Genomic DNA, 19317 nt, shown 5'->3' with positions numbered 1-19317 from the left:
TCATATAGTTATTTTTGAGATGGTTTTAAGATATTTTGTAAAGTGAAAACCATTATCCGAATCGGCCATTTCTCTGATATGACGCTGATTATAAATTTCAGCGATTCCATCAAAAGATCAACCATTGAGTTCTTTTTGTTAAGAGTCTCTTGATAGCTACTTCTACCTTCGCTTATCTACACACATGTCATAATCATCTGAAAACTTGCTTTACCGCATGAAACCCACACCTCAAACTTGCGATACGCTTCACGAACAACTTAAAATTATCAGTACTTGCTAAGTATTGCTAATGGCTGAAATTACCATTTACTCATAACTCAGATGCATATAGGGACATTATTTTAACCCCGACGCTTAGTTATGAGTAGTCTGATAATAGTGCTCAGTAGGAATATTTCTTTAAACCTTCAACAAAATAATAAGTGATAATAATCCATTGATTATTTGATGAGAGGACACCCTGATTGAGAAAAAATTCCACTTAGTTGGAAACCCAAAAGGACAAAAGCAACACCGTACCGCCACAACAATCTAAAAGGACAGCATTTACGTCAAAAAACCAAAGAATCTAGATAGATCCAATATAAATATGTATTTGGTTATCTCTCCTGAATATAAAAGTCACCTAGATAAGATTTTAGGAATCCCTGGAGTGTCCCGACCACAGGCTGACAACACATCAAAATATTGCTACAACACAGGTTATGTCACCTTTCCAAAACGTAGGAGTGAACCAGAAAACACCTCCAAAACAAATTATGGTTTTGACTTTGCCTTTTCCAGCCAGACATCACTCAATACGTTTTTAGACTTGTTAATAATCCTCAATAATTCGCATGTAAACACATTTGCCAATGACTGAGACGGTATCTCAACTTCGTATAAGAATAGCGATATTCCTTCTGCTTTCAGTTCATTGCACAAGGACTGTGACAAATAACCTTTATCGCCATACAAACACCTTGTTAACCCTTTTACCAATGCGTTGACGAGGTGACGATCATTCGTATTTCCTGAGGTCAATTATTTTTATTACCTGTTGGATTGTGATAAAGAATCCTTTGTATTTATGCGGAGATATAAAGGGAATAATCAGTAACTTTTGATATTCCCACCATCAATATTGACTAAGCACCATCATGGATTCGGAAGTACATGCTGGTAAGCAAAAAGCTAACAAGGGTTATTGTGGCGGTTGGACATTGTATATTCCATATGCGATCAGGAGCATTACAAAGGCGACAAAAAAATCAAAGACTCGTATGGTAATTTCCTTCTGGAAGAGTCGTGAAGATAATTTTGAGGCGAACCCTGTCAGATAAAACCAAAAATAAGAGGCTGAACCTGCTCCAATAATAAAACTGAGTTGTGCTGTCGGGGAAAGCCGGGAGCCCAGGTTTCCTAAGACCAGAAAAGTGTCGAGGTAAACATGTGGGTTCAATAAAGAAAATGCCAGAGTAGGGATCAGTACGCCCTTACTAAGTCTTGATACAGAGTCAGCATGACTTTCATGAACACTCCAGCCTCTCGGATGCGCTCTTAATGCGTTCAATAAGGAGTTAACGCTGTAAAACAGCAGGAACGCAATTCCTGCCCATTTCGCGTACAGTAAGGCCATCGGCACTAGTTGCACCAAGTTACTCATGAAAATAGTACCAAGTGCTATCAATAACGTATCACACGTGGCTGCGGTGGTTGCAGCAAGAAACACATTCTTCTTTTGCAACCCAATCTTTATTATAAAGATGTTTTGTGCGCCGATAGCAATGATCAGGCCGAGGCCTACCAAAAAGGAACTGATTAGAACATCAGGGAAAATAGTCATGTTATTAAATATGTCATTAAATATGTCATTAAATATGTCATTAAATATAATGGATCGCACCCAAGCACATTAACCGAATCGGAACAGATATTCGATCTTCACTTGCTTCGATACCCTGATTTTTTCGGTATTAACCCCGACCAGGTATGACGGCCACCGTTGACCATTCAGCCCTAAATCTGTAAGAGCTTTTGAAGCCTTGACCTTGTCGTACCCAAAGCTAGCTTGAGTTTTTGCCTTGATTCATCAATCCAGAGTTTGTGCTGCGATAAACTGTTACGCATATCGGTAATCATATCGCTGACAGCCTTGGGTGAAGTGCCACCACTACTTGACTGACGGCTAACTACCTTGTCTGGCGAGACACATTCACGTATTTCAGAGAGACTCAACGTGATCGAGTTTTCAGCCAAGTATTTTTGAATATAGTCAAAGTCCCGCAGATCGGACTGTATTTCTGTTAAATTACGAACTAACGTACCACTTATCTTGTGTGCGTCTCTGAAGGGAATGTTCTTATTAGTAACAAGCATGTTCGCCAGTTCCGTAACTGTAGAGAAATTTTTCCAACACAGTTCGGTTGCCCGCTCGGATTGATAGACCGATGTAGTCATCTGTCGATGACTGATGCTGATCGACGATTTGACGGTATCAATGGTGTCCCACAGCATGGGCTTGTCTTCCTGTAGGTCACAGTTGTAGCCGAGCGTGATGCCTTTGTTGATGGTCAAGATCTGCATTAGTGCACCATAAACGCGGCCGACTTTTCCCTTGACCAATTCACCGACCACCGGATTCTTTTTCTGCGGCATGATTGAACTACCGGTAGCGAATGCGTCATCCACAGTCAGCAGCCCGAATTCATGGCTACTCCAAACGACGACTTCCTCTGCAAGACGTGAGAGATTACTCATGATAATCGCGGAAGATGAAATTGCATGACTCACGAAGTCTCGCGAACTGGTTGCATCCAGACTGTGGTAAAGAGTGCTGTCGAAACCCAGCAACTGCGTTGTTAATTCTCTATTTATATTGAAAGAAGTCCCGGCCAAGGCACAGGCGCCCAAGACATTGACATTCGTATAACGGAACGAATCCCTCAGTCTTTCAACGTCACGCAGAAACATGCTCGCATAAGCGCTGTACCAGAAGGCTAAGTTGATCGGTTGAGCTGGCTGGAGGTGAGTGTAGCCCACAGCCAGTCTGCCATTAGTTTCTTCTGCAAGTTGCAGAAGGTCGTCAATGAATAGAACGAGTGTTTCTGCAATATTGAGGATTTCTTCGCGGAGATACATACGTGTATCAGTGACGACTTGATCGTTTCTTGAGCGTGCAGTATGCAGCCGACCACCAAATTCGGGGCCAATTTTCTGAGTGATCAATGTTTCGATATTCAGGTGAACATCTTCGTATTGCGGATTTAGTTCGAGCGGATTTTGTTCATTTTCATAATGCAGTTCAAGAAGAGATCTGGCAATAGCCGATGCTGCATCATGAGCGACAATTCCTTGTTCATTCAGCATGCTCAGGTGCGCCATACTCCCCCATATGTCGTAATGGACAAGTCTGGCATCTATTTTTGTTGTTTCCGTATAGTCGAGCACTTCGGCGTCGACATCTTTGTTGAATACACCCGCCCAAAGTTTAGTAGACATAACAATTTCCTATGCTGTTGATCATTTTTTACGGCACGACAGATAAGCGGAGAGCTGCGTTCTTGTATAAAGTTTGCCTAACCATTGGATATTTACGTAAGGTATCTCCTGAGCATTTCTTATGCGTGCTGAAATTTCATGAAACAAGCTAAGTGCGTAAGCTGCTGTTCGGCTCATTAGCGATTCTGGAGTCTCACCCGATATGATTCCGAACTCGATAACATTTATGATCTTTCCGTGATCTATCTGGTTATCAATGTAGTGGCAGGTAACACCAAAATTTGTATCTTTATTGTCTATTGCGTATTGGTAACCCCCAATCCCCCTGTACCTAACCGGAGCGGGATGGAAGTTTATGGCACCCCTTCGTGCTTTAGTGATGATATCAGAGGCTAATATGAAGTCGGATTTGAACGACAGTATCCAGTCCCCCTCCCATTGCTGAACAATGGCCCTAACTTGTGAGTCGTCTGTACCATAGTCCCAGAAAATAGAAGTGACATCGAAGTTACAATCTTTCAAATAACTCACTGCAAGCCGCGACCACACAGAGTTATCACCAATGAACAAGACATCATAGCTGCCCATGCTATGTATCCTCCATATGTAGTTATTTAATTTGTCCCGACAGAGAAGCGGTGCGGGCAGATATCGTCAGAATGTTGAGAAGGCCTTCGGAGTCCTTGTGATCAAATTGCCCCTCCGCTTCCATTGAACCTTCGTTGGTATAAAGTCCATGCTTAACATTCTTACTGGAGATGTAACTGAGATTTCCTCGGTATGCTTCAAAGATTACGTCCCCACTGACTAAGTTGGTGAGTTCATCCACCGCTTTCCGCGCCATTTGGGAGCCGAGGTCGAGCCAATACCCTTGGTACAACTGACCACCCAAGTACGCGGCGGTATTTTGATAGAACTGAACAGCCCTTCTGTCTAGGATCTGCTGGAGTAACTGTTGGTAGGTATAGGAAAGGATTACCATGGCAGGCGACTCATAGACTCCTCGCGACTTCACACCCACGAATCGGTTTTCGACAAGATTTTCAGCAATGCCAATCCCGTGTTTTCCTCCGTTGAGGTTGAAGTATTCAAAAATATCGACAAGACTCATTTCCTGTCCATTGACATGAGTGGGTCTGCCATTCTTAAAAGTGATGGAAAACTGTTCAGGAATAGATTCGGCATGTTCTGGCCACTGGCCGATTTCTGGCTCAACAAATTTCATCCGAGTTTCAAGACCTTCGAGCAAACCCCCTTCATGTGTGAGGCCCAGCAAGTTCGCGTCTGTGGAATAAGGTTTGTCAACTGAAGCCTTGATCGGAATTTTATGATTATTGCAATATGCCAACATTTCCTTGCGTCCCTGAAATTCATTCAGGAATTCCTGATCACGCCAAGCGGCATAAAACTCAAGGGTCGGGTCAAGCATGGCACCAATGACCTGGAATCTAACTTGGTCATTGCCACGGCCTGTCGCACCATGACTGAAAATGGTGATGCCGCGCTCTTTGATTTTAGGCAATAACCCTTTCATGATGACCTGACGAGCAGCACCGGTCAGATTCCAATAGTTTCCCTCATATTTTGCGTTGGCCTGAATGACTGCCAGCCCCATTTCAGCCATTTCATTTTTGAGATCTACCGCGACAAATGCTGACGCACCGGACTTCAGCATTCGTTCTTTTATTTCGTCGAAGTTCGCCTCGTCGGGCTGGCCGAGATCCGCTGTAAAACAGATAACTTCGACTCCCTTCCTCGATAACCAATGTGTGATGGTGCAACTGTCTAGCCCTCCAGAGGCAGCAAATGCAATTTTTTTCCCCTGCATATGATTAATATCCATTTCGTCACCCTTTCTTTCTGAATCGGTGACCATAAAAATAAGTCTGTAAAATCTGGAAGTACACTTTGTTAAGGAAAATTAAACACCGATGAAAATATTTAAACCAGCGCCTTTGAGGATCGATTCTTGCTTCTTCTCACTGCTGGTATAAAGTCAGTACGTTTGAAATATGAAGCATCACAAATTATGTAAACCCTACTAACTTAGAAAAGAGGTCAATATATTATATTGCATGTCCAGAAGAACTCATGATTGACTCGCCCGTGAGGCATGGGGTATACAGTACTAATGTGAAAATCTGGTTTAAATCATAATGTTCGATAAAAAAAAACAGATGCACTAATGGCTATCATTGAGACAGGAAGTTTCGAGCAGGCAGCCAGAAGACTCAATATTACTCCATCTGCAATATCACAGCGGATCAAATCCTTGGAGGCAGAAGTCGGCGTCCCTATTGTAAGGCGTGAGCATCCTTGCACATATACATCCGAGGGCTTTAAGCTTGTCCAGTACTTGATAAAACTTCATGCCTTGAATGAAGATTTCAAAAACCATTTCTATCCTAACAAGTGGGCTAGTTTTACCATATCAGTCAACAATGATTCCCTTGCAGATTGGTTGCTACCTGCTATTTCCTGTTACCTTTCGAGTGAAAGAGTAAAAATCGAAATAATTGTCGACGATCAGGATTTCACCCACATAGCGTTGGAGTCCGGCAATGCTTTAGGTGCTTTGTCATCTAGAAGTAGCGTCATAAGAGGCTGTTCATCCGTAAAGCTTGGTTCAATAAGGTATCGATTGCTCGCATCCAAGGCATTCGTGAAGAAATGGTTTAAAGGTGGTGTCAAGAGAAGCACTCTGACCAAAGCACCTCTATTGGTCTTCAATAAAAAAGATCTACTTCAACATAATTTTCTTGCTGAACATTTTCTCATACAGCAGGAGTCCTGCATTTGCCATTACATACCAGGCACAGATGCTTTCTATCAAGCTGTTAAATTGGGCGTCGGCTATGGAATGATTCCAGATTTTCAGTCCAAAGACCTGATTGAACGTCATGAACTGGTTGACTTGCTGCCAAGGCGTTTTACCGATATTGCACTATATTGGCATTACTGGCCCGCCCAATCGAACCTGTTGGGCAAGCTGACCAGTACGTTAATTTCAGAGGCCAGGAAATCGCTTCATCAGGATTAGACTCCACCAGAACCCAAGCCTGCGCTGTCGCCATCTGCAACCGTTCCCATTGGGTTGCGTTTCAAATCGGTAATGCTGGCTGCTATTGTTGTCAAAATTGGATAAGACATATAGCCCCTTATCGGCCCCTTACCGGATTACTCTATTTTTACTTTTGGCCTATCTCGCTCAACCAAACCAATAAACTGCTTATAAAGCGCTTCGGCACTACGCTCATAACCGGCCGCGGAAAGGTGAACGTAATCAGGGCGAGCGAGATTTTGCTGTGCCCATCCTCTGACTGAACATGCCCCGCCCATATACTCCCGCCAATCCCAGAACAGGGTGCGCTGCTTTTTGGCGACGGCTTGCTGAATCTGAATCACGTTATTGAGCAGAGCAGGTTGTTGCTCGCTACAGTTTGCCGCTGTTTTATTTTTCAGTGAATCATTCGGCCCAATCAGCAGGATCACGGCTTGCGGTATTGTTTTGCGAATGTCTTGTACTTTGGAGGTCAGTTCCTTTTGGTAAGTGACCAGATCCAGCGAGTCGTTAAAGGCTTCATTGGTGCCGTAAGCGAGGATCACCACATCCGGCTTCATCTGGGCCAGCGTATCAATCCACTGTGGCTGCCATTTATCCAGCATATTAATGGTGGCGCCATTAATTCCCAATGCGGATAACATAATGCCGGGGCTCTGGCGTTTTATCAGCCAGCCACCGATTTTCAATTGCGTATTCTGCGGGTAGAGCTTGATTGGGAAAGAGACATTTTGTTCTGGCGATAAATGCCATTCACTGTTTGTCGCAGGTAAATGCGATAATCCCATTGAAGCAGACTGTGCTTTGATTTCAGTCGCTTCATGAGACTGATAGAGCGCACTCAACCAGTACTTACCACGGGCAGAAGGAGAATCTATTTGTATCGTGCTGTTGGCACTTTCTGGGATAGCGATAAAACCACCCAGTGGATAATCCGCCCGATTATCTTTGCGGCTGCTTGAAAGCCACCAGCCTGTTTTATCCTCAGTAAATCGCACGATCGCGTTACGCTGGGCAGGAATGCTCATTGGCGGGATAAAACCTGGCCCAGCATCACCATAACGATTCTGTAATAAGCTGCGCAATTTGCCGGTAAAAAAATCGGCAGCGGTATGTGAATCACCCAGTTGCACAAAATGAAGCTGGCGGGTATCGTTGTGACGCAGCTTATCCGCCAATAGCGCGAGATTGGGATCACCAAAATCCATCAGTTGTTGCTGACGGTGCGTTTGCGTTATTTGGAGTTCTGATGAGGGTTTGGATTTTTTCCCTTGGCATGATAATAGGCCCACAGAGAGCGCGATAACCAGACCTGCACCCATTATCCGGTAAAACCCACGGAACGTTCTAAATGGTTGCATCTTCTTTAGCTGGCTCCTGAATAAATGTAATCAATGAAAATAGATAATTTGCGATGGTTTGTTGCCCATTCAAACTGAAATGAATACCGTCGCCACTTCGGAGTTTGATCGTGCTGCTGCCATCACCAATATAGTCTGAATAATTATCTGGCTGATATTTGAACATATCATTAACTGCAACATAGATCTCCCCCATTTTTTCTACCTCTGTTTGATACAATTTGTTGAGGTAAACCATACTGGCGGAAAGTTTTTTCTGGCGCATATTCGGTGGGCCAACCCAAATCACATCGACCTGATGCTGGCGCGCATCATTTAAAATAGTTTCAATTCGTTGGCGATAAAGATTTTCCCAATCTTCACTGGCGAATTTCAAATAGGGAGTTCCGCGTTTTACCGGCATATCCCACGGATCATTTGGGCCTAAAAACACGACGACTAATTTAATATCAGTATTATCTCTCAAGGCATTGCTGATGGTTTTCGGCCAATCAAAGAATCCGGGATAAGATAAACCTGTACTTTGCTTACTTAAATTAATGCTGGAAATACCATATTCCTGAGAAAGCCGCCGTTTTAAATGCGGGGCGACTCCTTGCATCATCGAATCGCCAGCAAATAACACTTTATCTTTTATTCCCAGACTGACGTGGGTTTTCTGCACAATTTCTTCAATGATAGCTTTTTGTACTGGGCCATTTTGGAACAAGGGAGACTGAACGAGCTTAATATCCTTTCGCAGTAGCTCAGGAAATGTGAAAGAGAGATTTTTGATGGGGTGTACATAACCTTCCAGAAAGCGTAGGCCGACTTGAAAATCAGGAGGAAATACCGTTCGCGTGCCATCAATATTGATGGAGTGTGATGGGTTATCCTGATATTTGCCCCTTGCATATGCCATAAATGTCTCATTGGCAGCCATCGCGCCTTGCTGCATATTATTACCTAAATCCCACAATGGCTCCCCCTTGAAAGATGCCCAAGGGCTATTACGGTGATATTTCTGTTGCCAGAAGTTATCCAACGAACCTTGATTCAGCCAGATCAGCATCAAACTGGTCAAGATAACGATACAAATCACTTGTCCGACTTTTTTAAGATTAGATGTAAATTCAGAAGTTGGCATAGATAAATCCTGGCATTCCAGAAGGTGACAAAATAAATACCAAAGTAAGGATCAGAGCTAAGGGAATAGGATAATAAGCCCAGGAAATCAGGCTATGGTTTTTTTCAATTTTGTTTCTGAGATTCACCAGCCACGGATAGATAATAAAGAATCCCCAAAAAACCATTAATAGCGATCCGCTGGATAACAGAGAAATGAAAACGTCTCCAGAAAACAGTTGAGTTAATACAGCCAGAGCGTCATTAACGGTTGGACTACGGAAAAAGACCCATGCAAAGCAGACAAAATGGAATGTCACCACGCGGGATAAAAATAATGAAATGGGATTTTTCGTATGTGACTCATTGTGTTTCTTTGCCGTAGGGAACAGGGCATTTTTAATATTTTGAAGAACTAACCCTAAGCCATGAATGGCCCCCCAGATAATAAAGCTGAGACCAGCGCCGTGCCATAAACCCGAAATGACCATTGCCGCGAATATATTCACGTTCTTGCGGAAAGTGCCTTTTTTGTTACCACCCAGTGGAATGTAGACATAATCACGGATGAACGTTGACAGGCTGATATGCCAGCGCCGCCAAAATACCTGTAAATTTTCGGCAAGGTAAGGGGCATCGAAATTTCGTGGCACTTTGAAGCCTAATAGCAGGGCGATGCCGGTGACAAGATCGGTATAGCCGGAAAAGTTAAAGTAGATATTCCAAGCGTAAGCATAAATCGCCACGAGGATTTGCCCCGCATGGTAGCTAGTCGGGTCTTCAAAAACGGGATTAACAAAATGCTCAGAGAGCGTAGAACTGAGCAAAAAGAGTTTTGCTATGGCGAGTGTAATCAAGAACAGGGCTTTCAATGGCCCTAGCATCATTCTGGATGATGCCTGAATCTGCGGCAGGAAATCTTTGGCCCGATTGATTGGCCCGGCGACGATGCTGGGAAAAAAGCAAAGATACAAAATAACATCAGGCAATGGCGCGGCTGGCAGCTCTTTCTTGCACACGGATACTACATAGCTGACTGAATGGAACGCATAGAATGACAGGCCTAATGGCATCAGCAATTCAAGTACAGGCAGCTCTACAGTGATCCCAACATTGGCTAATGATTGCTGAATTGCCTCTTGGAAAAAAGAGTAATATTTGAAGGCAGTGAAACAGCCGAGAATACCGAATGTCAGCAGAGTGAGTATGACCTTATTAGATAAATAACGGCTGATAATATTCGCCAAACAGTAAATAAATAGGGTATAGGCGAATAAAATGTAGGCGAATTTTGCTGAAAAAGAGAATATAAATAAATAACTGACTAAAATTAATAAGCTATTCTGTAGCTTGGGGGCTTTTTGCAAAAGCCAATAAACAAGAAGCAGAATAACAAATGATGCAAGAAACTCAAAAGAAAAGAAATTCATATTAGGCTCTGGCTAACCATTTATCGTTGGGAGAAGGAATGCAATTCTGAGACACATTATAGTATGGAGTTTACCTATGTTTACAATAGGTAATATAGGGGAGGGTTATAAAAAAGAATCCACCTTGTAATTAATACAAAGTGGATTATTGGGGGACTGTCATTCAGGCGATTTCATGGCCTTTTTGTCTAATAATGTTTGAACATTAGGCAGTATGTCATTTTTAGCATGTTAATCTAAATTTATCTGCATTTATTGGATAGCTAATTCTTGTACCTGTGAAATCAGCTTTTTATTGCCATTAAATACCCGGTGTAAATAGCGATTATAGTCAGCGCCCAGTTCGGAATAGCCATTGAGGTTATCGATCAATTTACTGGTATTCAGTGGCTTCTGTGTTGTCCTCTGTGTTGCACGTGAAGAACGTAGTGACTCATAGGCACGGTGCGTATTCAGATTTTTCATGTAGGCAACGACAGAATCTTCAACGGTGTGGTAAACAGAATAACCTTTGACTTTTCCTTTGGTTCTGCTGCAAGAGCCGCAACGCATACCGAACAGGTTATTGTTTTTCTGGGCAAGTTCTGACGTTCCCCAGCCGGACTCTGCCGCCGCCTGAGTGGCGACAAAATGGGTCGGTATAATGTCAACCCGACTTAGTAGTTTATTCCAATTGACCTGTTTTGGTGAGTTGCAGGTCATTTTGTAATCCGTGCAGATCTTTTTTAATCGATTGATATCCTGTGCAGACCAGTGATGTGTTTTCTGGTGTGACAGGAGCCATTTGCGGTCTTGCATAATTTTTTGATTATGCTGATCAACTACAGGGACAACAATATTTAAAAACGCTTTCTTCCGAGGTGTACCTGAAGGGTATTTTCGCAAATCAGGCAAATTTTTTTGAATGCCATTGTGAGAATACTCTTGCATTTTCGAGGTACTGGTCGAGGCATAGCTCAGACCGGTAAAGATTAATGAGATAAAGAAAGCGAAGACCGCAGTTGTCCTCATCATTCGAGAGGGCATTTGCTTCTCCTCGTTTTATTACTCTGGATAAAAAACAAACGAATATTAGCAGAGCAAACAATATATGGCTACTGTTATTCGTCATTCATAAGTTTCGTTTCTGTAACGAATATTAGCACTTTACTGACAATTATCTATATTTTTTACTTTATATGGTAAGTTAGTGTAATCATTATTATTATTTTATCTGGTGAATAGTATTATGGAGTTTATATTTATTCCAGAAAATTAGCTGATAATACAGCTTATTTTAACTGGATTTAATTATTTAACTTGTTGTTATTAATTATTATTTTTTTGTCATTGCCGGTTTGTAAATTAACACTAAAATTTATTTCATCATTGTTATTATCAATAAAATTATTACTTAAATTTATTTATAATTTTTTATGGTTAATTTTTAATTTGTTACCATAAGTGAGTGGGTAAAACATTTAATTAATATATAAATATAAATAATGTTTTGTTTGTTTATGTTATCTGGTTTGAAAGACAGCGATGTGGCATGCTGGTTAAAGTCTAGACAATGACAGATAAGCCCATTATTTAACATGAGATTTAATATAAGGTATTAATCAATGGTAAATATCGTTGAACGAAACACGATACATCTACTGCACATTACGGACACAGGCAAATCTATTAGGTCAAGACAGGATATCTTGGACATAATATTAGGGCATGAATATAAAAATATTGCAGGGATTGCGATCGACAAAGATTGTTTTCACCCTGATTTTTTTCGATTGAAAACTGGCATGGCCGGCGAAATTTTGCAAATGTTTGTTAATTACCAAACAAAAGTTGCAATTATCGGTGATTTAGCGAAATACACCACGATTAGCGCCAGTCTGCGAGATTTCATCGTTGAAAGTAATCGAGGTAACCAAATATTTTTCGTTTCGAATATTGAAGAAGCATTTGGATATTTTTCTCGTAGCTAAAAAGAAGAAAACGAGTGAAAGTTCTCGGAGCAGGAAGAGAGATTTACTATTGAACAGGTGAGATAAAGAAAATATACCGTTATTTCCGGTTAAAAAATGCGCTTCAGATTCAAAAAGAATTAGGGAGCCAAAGCTCCCTAACTGTGCATGACGAAAAATCAACGTCAGGTTATAACCATTTATTAACACCGCCGTGGCGAGAGCAGGCTCCTTTATGAGATTTACTCTTGCTATAAGTCCCGTCTTTACAAAGGGCCGTATTGGCTCCTTTTTTTACAGATTTATTTTTTTTCTTTGATACTTTTTGGCTTTTTGCTTTTTTGGTTACTTTCTTCTCTAACGAGTTAACTTTGTTTTTTGCTGACTGAATATTATGTTCTACTGTCGTTGCTGTTTTTGGCGCGGTTTCGGCTGAGGTTGATACCGCAGGCGCTGCAAGTGCTGCACTTGAAAACAACACCAGTAATGCTGCAACTGATAACTTCAAGCTTTTCATCATATATTTCCTCTGATTAGAGTACTGAAACCCGAAATCTATTCTTGCAGTTTGGAGTATAGTTTTGAATGATGTGATTGCAAATTTGGCATAGGGAATATTTAAATTTTTATAGGTGTTTATTTTTAATTATTCAACCGTTTTTATCGGTAACTGAGTGTATTTAACTTTTAGATTTTTACTCATCATTTACGTGTTGAAATATACAAAGAAAATCAAATAAATATTACAGTGTTTTGAGAAATAGGATAAAGATATTATCGTGAGGTGAATATGTTTTAAATAAATAGTCAAAACCGTATAATCTTTGTTATTTTCCATGTCGTTATATTAATTTGGAACTGGCTAACATGGAATAAAACTTATGTCAGCGCTTAAGTGTCGCAGTGAAATGCACCAGAATCTGTCGGATAACAACGTTGATGATCTGGTGGCCGATTTGAAATCAATGAGTCAATTAGTGTGCACCTAAAGTTTTGATGTGAAAAAATGATGCGAAAAATGGGGAGGGTGGCATTGTGCAAAAAGTGACGATTATTACAGGTGGTTCCCGTGGTATCGGTAAGGCCACGGTGCTTTGTTTGGCAAAACAAGGGCATCATATCTGCATTAGTTATCGTAGCCGTGAAGACAAAGCCTATGAAGTCGTGGATATGATCCGTGCTCTCGGGCAGTCAGCGATAGCGGTTCAGGTAGATATAGCGGATGAAAAACAAGTGATGGCGTTGTTCCAGCAGGCGGAAAAAGAACTGGGGTCTATTTCTGGGTTAGTGAACAACGCTGGAATTTTAAAGGCTCAGGCAACGATTGAGCAGTTAACAGCAGAACGACTAAATGAAATCTTCGCGACAAATGTCACTGGAACTTTTCTCTGTGCCCGTGAAGCAGTTAAAAGAATGGCTTTTCGTCATGGTGGCCAAGGTGGTGTAATCGTTAATGTTTCATCAGCCGCTGCCAGATTGGGATCTCCCCATGAATATGTTGATTATGCGGCATCGAAAGGTGCTGTTGATACGATGACAATTGGGCTGGCGCAAGAAGTGGCTGCACAGGGGATTAGGGTAAATGCTGTGCGTCCTGGATTCATCTATACTGAAATGCATGCCGATGGTGGAGAGCCTGGAAGAGTTGACCGCATCAAAGATTCCCTGCCCATGAAACGGGGTGGGCAACCGGAAGAAGTTGCTCAGGCCATTGCGTGGTTGCTGTCTGATGAATCATCGTATGTTACGGGTAATTTCATTGATTTGGCCGGTGGAAAATAGACTTTATGATAAGCCTGAATTGCCGCCCTGTAACTTGAAATATATTGGGTATACAAGCCGGAATTTTTCTCAATATTTTTCCGGCTCATTGATGAACAGGCGTTTAAATAATCAATGGTTTTAAGTAGACAATGGTTTTAAATAGACAGTGGCTTTAAATGAACAGTAGTTTTAAATTGAGAATAGCTTTAAGCCAGCATTTCCATCAATTTTGGCTTAAGAATAATCTTTCCAGATTCCATTTCAATGTTAATAGGTTGTTCCACTAAGTTACTGATTGTTAGCCAATCCCCTGCAATATAAAGCTCGCCATTTTCACGAATACTGTCAATTCCTTCGTATGGATTATCTTCCACTTCATTGATTAAACTGACCAGATCTGCGTTGGGGTCAACAAGAGAGATAATGACTCCATTGGAAAATTGTGAGATATGAAATAACTCATTCGCGGTAAATCCAGCATCGCTGAGTGCACTGCCATTAAGTATTAATTCTGGGGTATCAATGTCAGTATGGCGAAATGAAACATTAAGGCTCATTGGTACGTTCCTTGTGTTATTTGGGTATACTGCGATACTTTATCAGCACTTCGCCTGCACTGCACCGCGAATTCATACGTGTTTTCATCTGTATCGCATTCATTGGTTAATGAACGATATCTACCCTAGCGTTTAGTTGACTAATATGTCTATCGACAATGTTGCTCTTTGCGAAGCGACTCGCAAAAAATCACTGGACATTTATCCATTTTGAAATGTCTTGTTAAAATTCGACCGCACAATCATTCAGCAAATATCCATGTGAATTGCAAATGGATGGCATAACATAAGACTGATGGTTATTTCTATTTTGTCGGTTATAGATTAATGGATTTTTGATAATTCTTTATCCATATAATTTTTTAATGTGATTAAAAATATAAGTAACATTGTAATTGTAATTATTTATTAAGAGAGTTTTTACTAACAGAAGGATATTTAATTGTAAATTAAATTTATTGACTCATGAATATTGTTATGTGTCATTATTTTTAAATCAACATGGACAGGAATATTACATTGTCGTATAAGTACATTTTATATGTATTAATATAGTATAGGGTCAATGTATGAATCTTGGGGTAATGTTGTACAAATTATCTTTTCAAATACAATCTAATATTGGTTATCGGATATTAAAACCATTTCCTATCTAATCACTTTTTTCTATTTCGGTAAAAAATATTTTTTAAATGTTGCAGGTTAGAGCAATGAAATGTTCCTGCATTCTCACTGAGAAATGAAAGAGGGTTTTGCTCATTATGCAATGTAATTTATTACTGTTTTTTTGCTTTTTGATAGGAACATTAAAATGAAACAAACTCCAGAACCTCTCCGCATTAAAATGGTAGAAAATATTCGTATGACAAACCGTGCTGAACGTGAAGTGGCATTGGAAAGTGCGGGATATAACCCTTTCATGCTGCCTTCTGATATGGTTTATATTGAATAGTACGGGAGGGCAGCCGGTTTCGCTTGATAATATGAAAGCAGTACATGAGATAGCAAAACAATATGATATTCCGGTCGTCATTGATTCAGCGCGTTTTTGTGAAAACGCTTGGTTTATTAAACAGAGAGAAAAAGGTTACGAAGACAAATCCGTTAAAGAAATCGTCAAAGAAATGTACCAATATGGCGATATGCTTACGATGTCAGCGAAAAAAGACCCGATGGTGAATATTGGTGGTCTTTGTTGTTTTCGTAATGATGAGACGTTGTTTAATGAAGTGCGTATTCGCTGTACTCCGATGGAAGGGTTTGTGACTTATGGAGGGCTGGCTGGTTGTGATATGGAAGCATTGGCGATTGGTCTCGAAGAGGGAATGGATGAGAATTTTCTATCCTACCGCATTAATCAGGTCACTTATTTGGGGGAACAACTAAGAAAAGCGGGGATTCCCATTCAGTACCCGATCGGAGGTCATGCTGTTTTTGTGGATGCGAAATTGCTCCTGCCCCATATTCCCAGTGATCAGTTCCCCGCTCACGCATTGAATAATGAATTATATTTGGAAGGGGTATCAGAAGTGTAGAAATTGGAGCTTTATTATTGGGGCGTGATCCAGATACAGGTAAACAAAAAGAGTCACCGATGGAATTGATGAGATTAGCTATTCCTCGCCGTGTTTATACCAATGACCATATGGATTATGTCGTTGATGCTTTTATTGCGTTAAAGCAGCCTGCGGCTAATATCAAGGGCTTAACCTTTACTTACGAGCCGCCAATCTTACGCCATTTTACGGCCAGACTAAAGCCGATTGCAGAGATGTGATAATCAGAGAACACATATCTTAGTTCAATGCTTCTCATTTTATCAATGAGAAGTGAATACTATCCGCATTTCATTCTATGAAATGTTTCAAAAAGCCATATGTAGTGCCATATATGGCTTAATGGATAGAAATTGATAGCGTTATTTCCATACTCAATAATCAATATATTTCAAGTAGTTATTATCCTATTCCCACCAATTAATCTTATTGTAATAATATTGTCATATTTATGAAATAAATTTGTCATGTAATTATCATTCACTTCTTCACTAATATCATATTTTATTCATTATCTTCGTGAGGAAGTATATTAAAGGTGGATTTTCTATCTACTCGTGTTTTGGATGAGTAAACGCGATTACTTGCTTGTCTTGTTTGTCGCATTATTTAATGAATTGAAATGTTTTTTCTACAATGTTTTTGCTAATGGCTGGCAATAAAAATATAGTTTTATTGTATAAAATATTCTATTTATATAATATTTTTTTATTTTTTGTGTAATTGGGAAGTTAAGATGATTTTTAGTTTATATAAAAATAATTGCATGGTTGACTATATGTTTTTAGTCATCATGTTACGAATTATGCTTTATGGCGTTATGTTGCAATCTTTTTCATTTTGGAAATCAATATCTCATTCAAGAAATTTTCGTTACATGAATGATTTTAATTATAAGAGAAGATAATCAACTACCACAGAGAGTAATGCATCATGCTAAAACGTAAATATTTAACTCAATCTGAAATTGAGCAGCTATTAGCTGAATTGGAAAAAGGTGCCAATGCAGAGCGTAATATCTGTATGCTTTTTATGGGCTTTATCCATGGTTTTCGCGCTTCTGAACTGTTGGGGCTACGTATGTCTGATGTGGATCTGCGTGACCGGAGTTTGAGCGTTAATCGTTTGAAAAATGGCTTTTCCACCATCCATCCCATGATCTCTAGGGAAATTCAATTGTTACGTAAGTGGCTAACTGTACGTAAAAAGTTTGAAAAATTTGGCAAAAGCGAATGGTTGTTTATTTCCCGCACTGGCGAGCCCTTGTCACGGCAACAGTTCTATAAAATCATTAGGAACACGAGTATCAAGGCAGAAATTGCGATTTGCGCGAATCCGCACATGTTGCGTCATTCATGTGGCTATGCGTTAGCAGATAATGGCGTCGATACTCGTTTGATTCAAGACTATTTAGGTCATCGTAATATTCGTCATACAGTCAGGTATACCGCGAGTAATGCTGGTCGCTTTGATGGAATTTGGCGGGCAAGAGGGAAGCGAAAAAGGATTACATTTAGTACCAAACTGTTAACAGCTGAAATTTCTTTGTCTGTAAGCTAATCGACTTTTTTTTATTTTGCAAAATGTTTTTTCAACACGTTGATGAATAAAACTAAATATTTTGGCTTAACTTTTTGTAAATTTAAGAAAAGTCAAGACATCCGACCACTTCTATTCCATTAAAATTCCCCTCTAATAATGTTTACTTCGTTATCGAAAGAATAAAAAACCTCAATGTTTGAGGTTTTAAACAAAACATAAACAGAATGTGTATTTATAAAGGTTAATCTATTGGAGTTAACAGTTTGGTACTAATTGTTAACTGTTTCTGGGCTCATTTTATTAGCTCTAAATATAAAATATCAATAGATTGTTCTATAACAATTGATGGCGTTTCTATATATGACCGAAATTTCTGGAATGACTGGAGCAACATCTTCAAACAGATAACATCAGCATTATTGTCTGTTTGAAGGTTGTTCTATATGTATTAAGAAAAGTCGAAGGAAACAAAATGAAGTTAACAAAAATAGCAATTATTGCGGCGATGGCTCTGGGTGTGTTTAATGCACAGGCAAGTGATGTTCCACAATTAGATCAAACGTTTATTGGTGGGCAGGGGGAAATTAAATTTACGGGTTCTGTTGTTGATGCTCCATGTAATATTACCCATGAGTCTCTTGATCAGTCCGTTCGATTTGGTCTATTAAGTAAGTCTTTATTGAATAAAGGAGAAGAAGCCAAAAAAGAATTTGCGATAAAATTAGAACAGTGTGAGCCGAGCATAGCCAAACAAGTTGAAATTAAATTTTCAGGGCTCCACAACGACGCTTCTGAATTATCAATGCAGGGTGGCGCTAAAAATGTTGCAGTACGTCTGGAAGGAATGAATGGTGAGAACATTATCCTGGGCCAAAAAACGACTGCAACGAATCTAGGGGCTAATACAAATGAATTGCACTTTTTTGCATATGCGAAAAAAGCAAAAGACAGTAAAGGAGAAGTCACTGAAGGGGATTTCAGTGGGATGACTAACTTCTTAATGTCTTACAAATAAATCTCAATTATTCCTAAACCTAAAAAAACAAGTTTAGCGAATTGTGTAATTATATAACATAATTCGCTATTTCAGGATAGGTTTTTTTATTTGTTGAAATAAAGATAACTGGAGATTCATCAGGTGAATGCTTGTTTAATTAAAAAAGGAATTCTTGCCTTTTTATCGTTGTGCCTGTTGGAATCTGCGTCGGCGTTGGAATATTCTCTTAATCCATTTATAGGCCGACTTAATATTGGTGGCTCGGTGGTTTCTTCCAGTTGCTCAATTGAAATGGAAGATGCCTGGCAATCTATAAATATGGGCATTATTTCAGAGAAAGCGTTATATCAATATGGTGCAGAGTACCAAAAAGAGCTTCTTATCCGGGTCATGTATTAAATGGTTAGTTACTGTGATATGCTTCCGGCTTTTTAAGGATGAAGCATGGTCAAAGTTGACGTCTATTGCCGTTATTGCCACAAATCAGAACAGGTCAAAGGACATGGGAAAGGA

16 protein-coding genes and 4 pseudogenes are annotated in these 19317 nt (G+C 40.0%); 8 read left to right on the top strand and 12 right to left on the bottom strand.

Annotated elements, in window-relative coordinates; all coding sequences use genetic code 11:
• Nucleotides 1–891: 891 nt before the first annotated feature.
• The 5 genes and pseudogenes from H8A87_RS20660 to argG form a co-directional block, all read right to left on the bottom strand.
• Nucleotides 892–1026, bottom strand: a pseudogene (locus tag H8A87_RS20660) (transposase); the annotation flags it as partial.
• Nucleotides 1027–1186: 160 nt separating this feature from the next.
• A complete protein-coding gene (locus H8A87_RS16605) occupies nucleotides 1187–1828 on the bottom strand; it encodes a LysE/ArgO family amino acid transporter (protein WP_198691044.1) in 642 nt (213 codons plus the stop codon).
• Between the two features lie 173 nt (nucleotides 1829–2001).
• Nucleotides 2002–3483, bottom strand: coding sequence for an argininosuccinate lyase (gene argH / locus H8A87_RS16600; RefSeq protein ID WP_198691043.1), 1482 nt, complete (start codon nucleotides 3481–3483; stop codon nucleotides 2002–2004).
• A gap of 21 nt (nucleotides 3484–3504) precedes the next feature.
• Entirely contained in the window at nucleotides 3505–4071 is a 567-nt protein-coding gene (locus H8A87_RS16595; RefSeq protein WP_198691042.1) for a formyltransferase family protein, read from the bottom strand.
• Between the two features lie 22 nt (nucleotides 4072–4093).
• Nucleotides 4094–5326 (bottom strand): argininosuccinate synthase, encoded by a 1233-nt coding sequence (argG, locus tag H8A87_RS16590; protein ID WP_198691041.1) that lies wholly within the window; start codon nucleotides 5324–5326, stop codon nucleotides 4094–4096.
• 339 nt (nucleotides 5327–5665) lie between these two features.
• On the opposite strand from argG, the pseudogene H8A87_RS16585 reads away from it, so the two are divergent.
• Nucleotides 5666–6523, top strand: a pseudogene (locus tag H8A87_RS16585) (LysR family transcriptional regulator ArgP); the annotation flags it as partial.
• A 20-nt stretch (nucleotides 6524–6543) separates the two neighbouring features.
• Here H8A87_RS16585 and H8A87_RS20545 read toward each other — a convergent pair.
• From H8A87_RS20545 to H8A87_RS16560, 5 genes and pseudogenes are all read right to left on the bottom strand, one after another.
• Nucleotides 6544–6633 (bottom strand): annotated as a pseudogene (locus H8A87_RS20545) (plasmid stabilization protein); the annotation flags it as partial.
• A gap of 27 nt (nucleotides 6634–6660) precedes the next feature.
• Nucleotides 6661–7905, bottom strand: coding sequence for an SGNH/GDSL hydrolase family protein (locus H8A87_RS16575; protein WP_198691039.1), 1245 nt, complete (start codon nucleotides 7903–7905; stop codon nucleotides 6661–6663).
• The gene (locus tag H8A87_RS16570; RefSeq protein WP_198691038.1) at nucleotides 7892–9031 is read right to left on the bottom strand and encodes an SGNH/GDSL hydrolase family protein; all 1140 of its coding nucleotides are present in this window, start codon (nucleotides 9029–9031) and stop codon (nucleotides 7892–7894) included. The genes H8A87_RS16575 and H8A87_RS16570 overlap by 14 nt, the downstream gene beginning before the upstream one ends.
• A complete protein-coding gene (locus H8A87_RS16565) occupies nucleotides 9018–10439 on the bottom strand; it encodes an MBOAT family O-acyltransferase (protein ID WP_198691037.1) in 1422 nt (473 codons plus the stop codon). Before H8A87_RS16565 ends, H8A87_RS16570 begins: the two co-directional genes overlap by 14 nt.
• A gap of 252 nt (nucleotides 10440–10691) precedes the next feature.
• Nucleotides 10692–11465 carry a protein bax gene (locus H8A87_RS16560; protein WP_198691036.1) on the bottom strand — a complete coding sequence of 258 codons (774 nt, stop codon included), beginning with the start codon at nucleotides 11463–11465 and terminating at the stop codon, nucleotides 10692–10694.
• Nucleotides 11466–12043: 578 nt separating this feature from the next.
• Here H8A87_RS16560 and H8A87_RS16555 point away from each other — a divergent pair.
• Nucleotides 12044–12409, top strand: coding sequence for a DUF4180 domain-containing protein (locus tag H8A87_RS16555; RefSeq protein WP_198691035.1), 366 nt, complete (start codon nucleotides 12044–12046; stop codon nucleotides 12407–12409).
• Between the two features lie 169 nt (nucleotides 12410–12578).
• Here the strand turns inward: H8A87_RS16555 and H8A87_RS16550 are convergent, their stop codons facing one another.
• Nucleotides 12579–12908, bottom strand: a complete 330-nt coding sequence (locus tag H8A87_RS16550) for a DUF3761 domain-containing protein (protein WP_232370326.1) — start codon at nucleotides 12906–12908, stop codon at nucleotides 12579–12581.
• Nucleotides 12909–13423: 515 nt separating this feature from the next.
• On the opposite strand from H8A87_RS16550, the gene H8A87_RS16545 reads away from it, so the two are divergent.
• On the top strand, nucleotides 13424–14170 hold the full coding sequence (locus H8A87_RS16545) for an SDR family oxidoreductase (protein ID WP_198691034.1): 747 nt from the start codon (nucleotides 13424–13426) through the stop codon (nucleotides 14168–14170).
• A gap of 188 nt (nucleotides 14171–14358) precedes the next feature.
• On the opposite strand, the gene H8A87_RS16540 is transcribed toward H8A87_RS16545, so the two are convergent.
• The gene (locus H8A87_RS16540) at nucleotides 14359–14709 is read right to left on the bottom strand and encodes a SymE family type I addiction module toxin (RefSeq protein WP_198691033.1); all 351 of its coding nucleotides are present in this window, start codon (nucleotides 14707–14709) and stop codon (nucleotides 14359–14361) included.
• A gap of 811 nt (nucleotides 14710–15520) precedes the next feature.
• Here H8A87_RS16540 and H8A87_RS20540 point away from each other — a divergent pair.
• The 5 genes and pseudogenes from H8A87_RS20540 (at nucleotide 15521) to H8A87_RS16520 (ending at nucleotide 19203) form a co-directional block, all read left to right on the top strand.
• A complete protein-coding gene (locus H8A87_RS20540) occupies nucleotides 15521–15661 on the top strand; it encodes a hypothetical protein (RefSeq protein WP_408646936.1) in 141 nt (46 codons plus the stop codon).
• Nucleotides 15657–16486 (top strand): annotated as a pseudogene (locus H8A87_RS16535) (tryptophanase); the annotation flags it as partial. The gene H8A87_RS20540 and the pseudogene H8A87_RS16535, both read left to right, overlap by 5 nt.
• Nucleotides 16487–17198: 712 nt before the next feature.
• Nucleotides 17199–17825 (top strand): tyrosine-type DNA invertase, encoded by a 627-nt coding sequence (locus H8A87_RS16530; RefSeq protein WP_198691032.1) that lies wholly within the window; start codon nucleotides 17199–17201, stop codon nucleotides 17823–17825.
• A 454-nt stretch (nucleotides 17826–18279) separates the two neighbouring features.
• Nucleotides 18280–18822: a fimbrial protein gene (locus tag H8A87_RS16525; protein WP_198691031.1), complete on the top strand. Its 543-nt coding sequence runs from the start codon at nucleotides 18280–18282 to the stop codon at nucleotides 18820–18822.
• Nucleotides 18823–18945: 123 nt separating this feature from the next.
• Nucleotides 18946–19203, top strand: coding sequence for a hypothetical protein (locus H8A87_RS16520; protein ID WP_198691030.1), 258 nt, complete (start codon nucleotides 18946–18948; stop codon nucleotides 19201–19203).
• Nucleotides 19204–19317: the final 114 nt, after the last annotated feature.

Origin of the sequence: Xenorhabdus lircayensis, from assembly GCF_016306625.1 — a bacterium.
In the GTDB taxonomy this organism is placed as follows: Bacteria; Pseudomonadota; Gammaproteobacteria; order Enterobacterales; family Enterobacteriaceae; genus Xenorhabdus; species Xenorhabdus lircayensis.
The sequence above is the reverse complement of the archived record's forward strand: the minus strand, read 5'-3'. Positions and strand labels throughout refer to the sequence as shown.

Coding starts and splice junctions, on each gene's coding strand:
- H8A87_RS16605 (WP_198691044.1), bottom strand. CDS start 1,828: ATGACTATTTTCCCTGATGTTCTAATCAGTTCCTTTTTGGTAGGCCTC.
- H8A87_RS16540 (WP_198691033.1), bottom strand. CDS start 14,709: ATGAGCCTTAATGTTTCATTTCGCCATACTGACATTGATACCCCAGAA.
- H8A87_RS16525 (WP_198691031.1), top strand. CDS start 18,280: ATGAAGTTAACAAAAATAGCAATTATTGCGGCGATGGCTCTGGGTGTG.
- H8A87_RS16555 (WP_198691035.1), top strand. CDS start 12,044: ATGGTAAATATCGTTGAACGAAACACGATACATCTACTGCACATTACG.
- H8A87_RS16595 (WP_198691042.1), bottom strand. CDS start 4,071: ATGGGCAGCTATGATGTCTTGTTCATTGGTGATAACTCTGTGTGGTCG.
- H8A87_RS16570 (WP_198691038.1), bottom strand. CDS start 9,031: ATGCCAACTTCTGAATTTACATCTAATCTTAAAAAAGTCGGACAAGTG.
- H8A87_RS16575 (WP_198691039.1), bottom strand. CDS start 7,905: ATGCAACCATTTAGAACGTTCCGTGGGTTTTACCGGATAATGGGTGCA.
- H8A87_RS16565 (WP_198691037.1), bottom strand. CDS start 10,439: ATGAATTTCTTTTCTTTTGAGTTTCTTGCATCATTTGTTATTCTGCTT.
- H8A87_RS16530 (WP_198691032.1), top strand. CDS start 17,199: ATGCTAAAACGTAAATATTTAACTCAATCTGAAATTGAGCAGCTATTA.
- argG (WP_198691041.1), bottom strand. CDS start 5,326: ATGGATATTAATCATATGCAGGGGAAAAAAATTGCATTTGCTGCCTCT.
- H8A87_RS16550 (WP_232370326.1), bottom strand. CDS start 12,908: ATGATGAAAAGCTTGAAGTTATCAGTTGCAGCATTACTGGTGTTGTTT.
- argH (WP_198691043.1), bottom strand. CDS start 3,483: ATGTCTACTAAACTTTGGGCGGGTGTATTCAACAAAGATGTCGACGCC.
- H8A87_RS20540 (WP_408646936.1), top strand. CDS start 15,521: ATGAAACAAACTCCAGAACCTCTCCGCATTAAAATGGTAGAAAATATT.
- H8A87_RS16560 (WP_198691036.1), bottom strand. CDS start 11,465: ATGCCCTCTCGAATGATGAGGACAACTGCGGTCTTCGCTTTCTTTATC.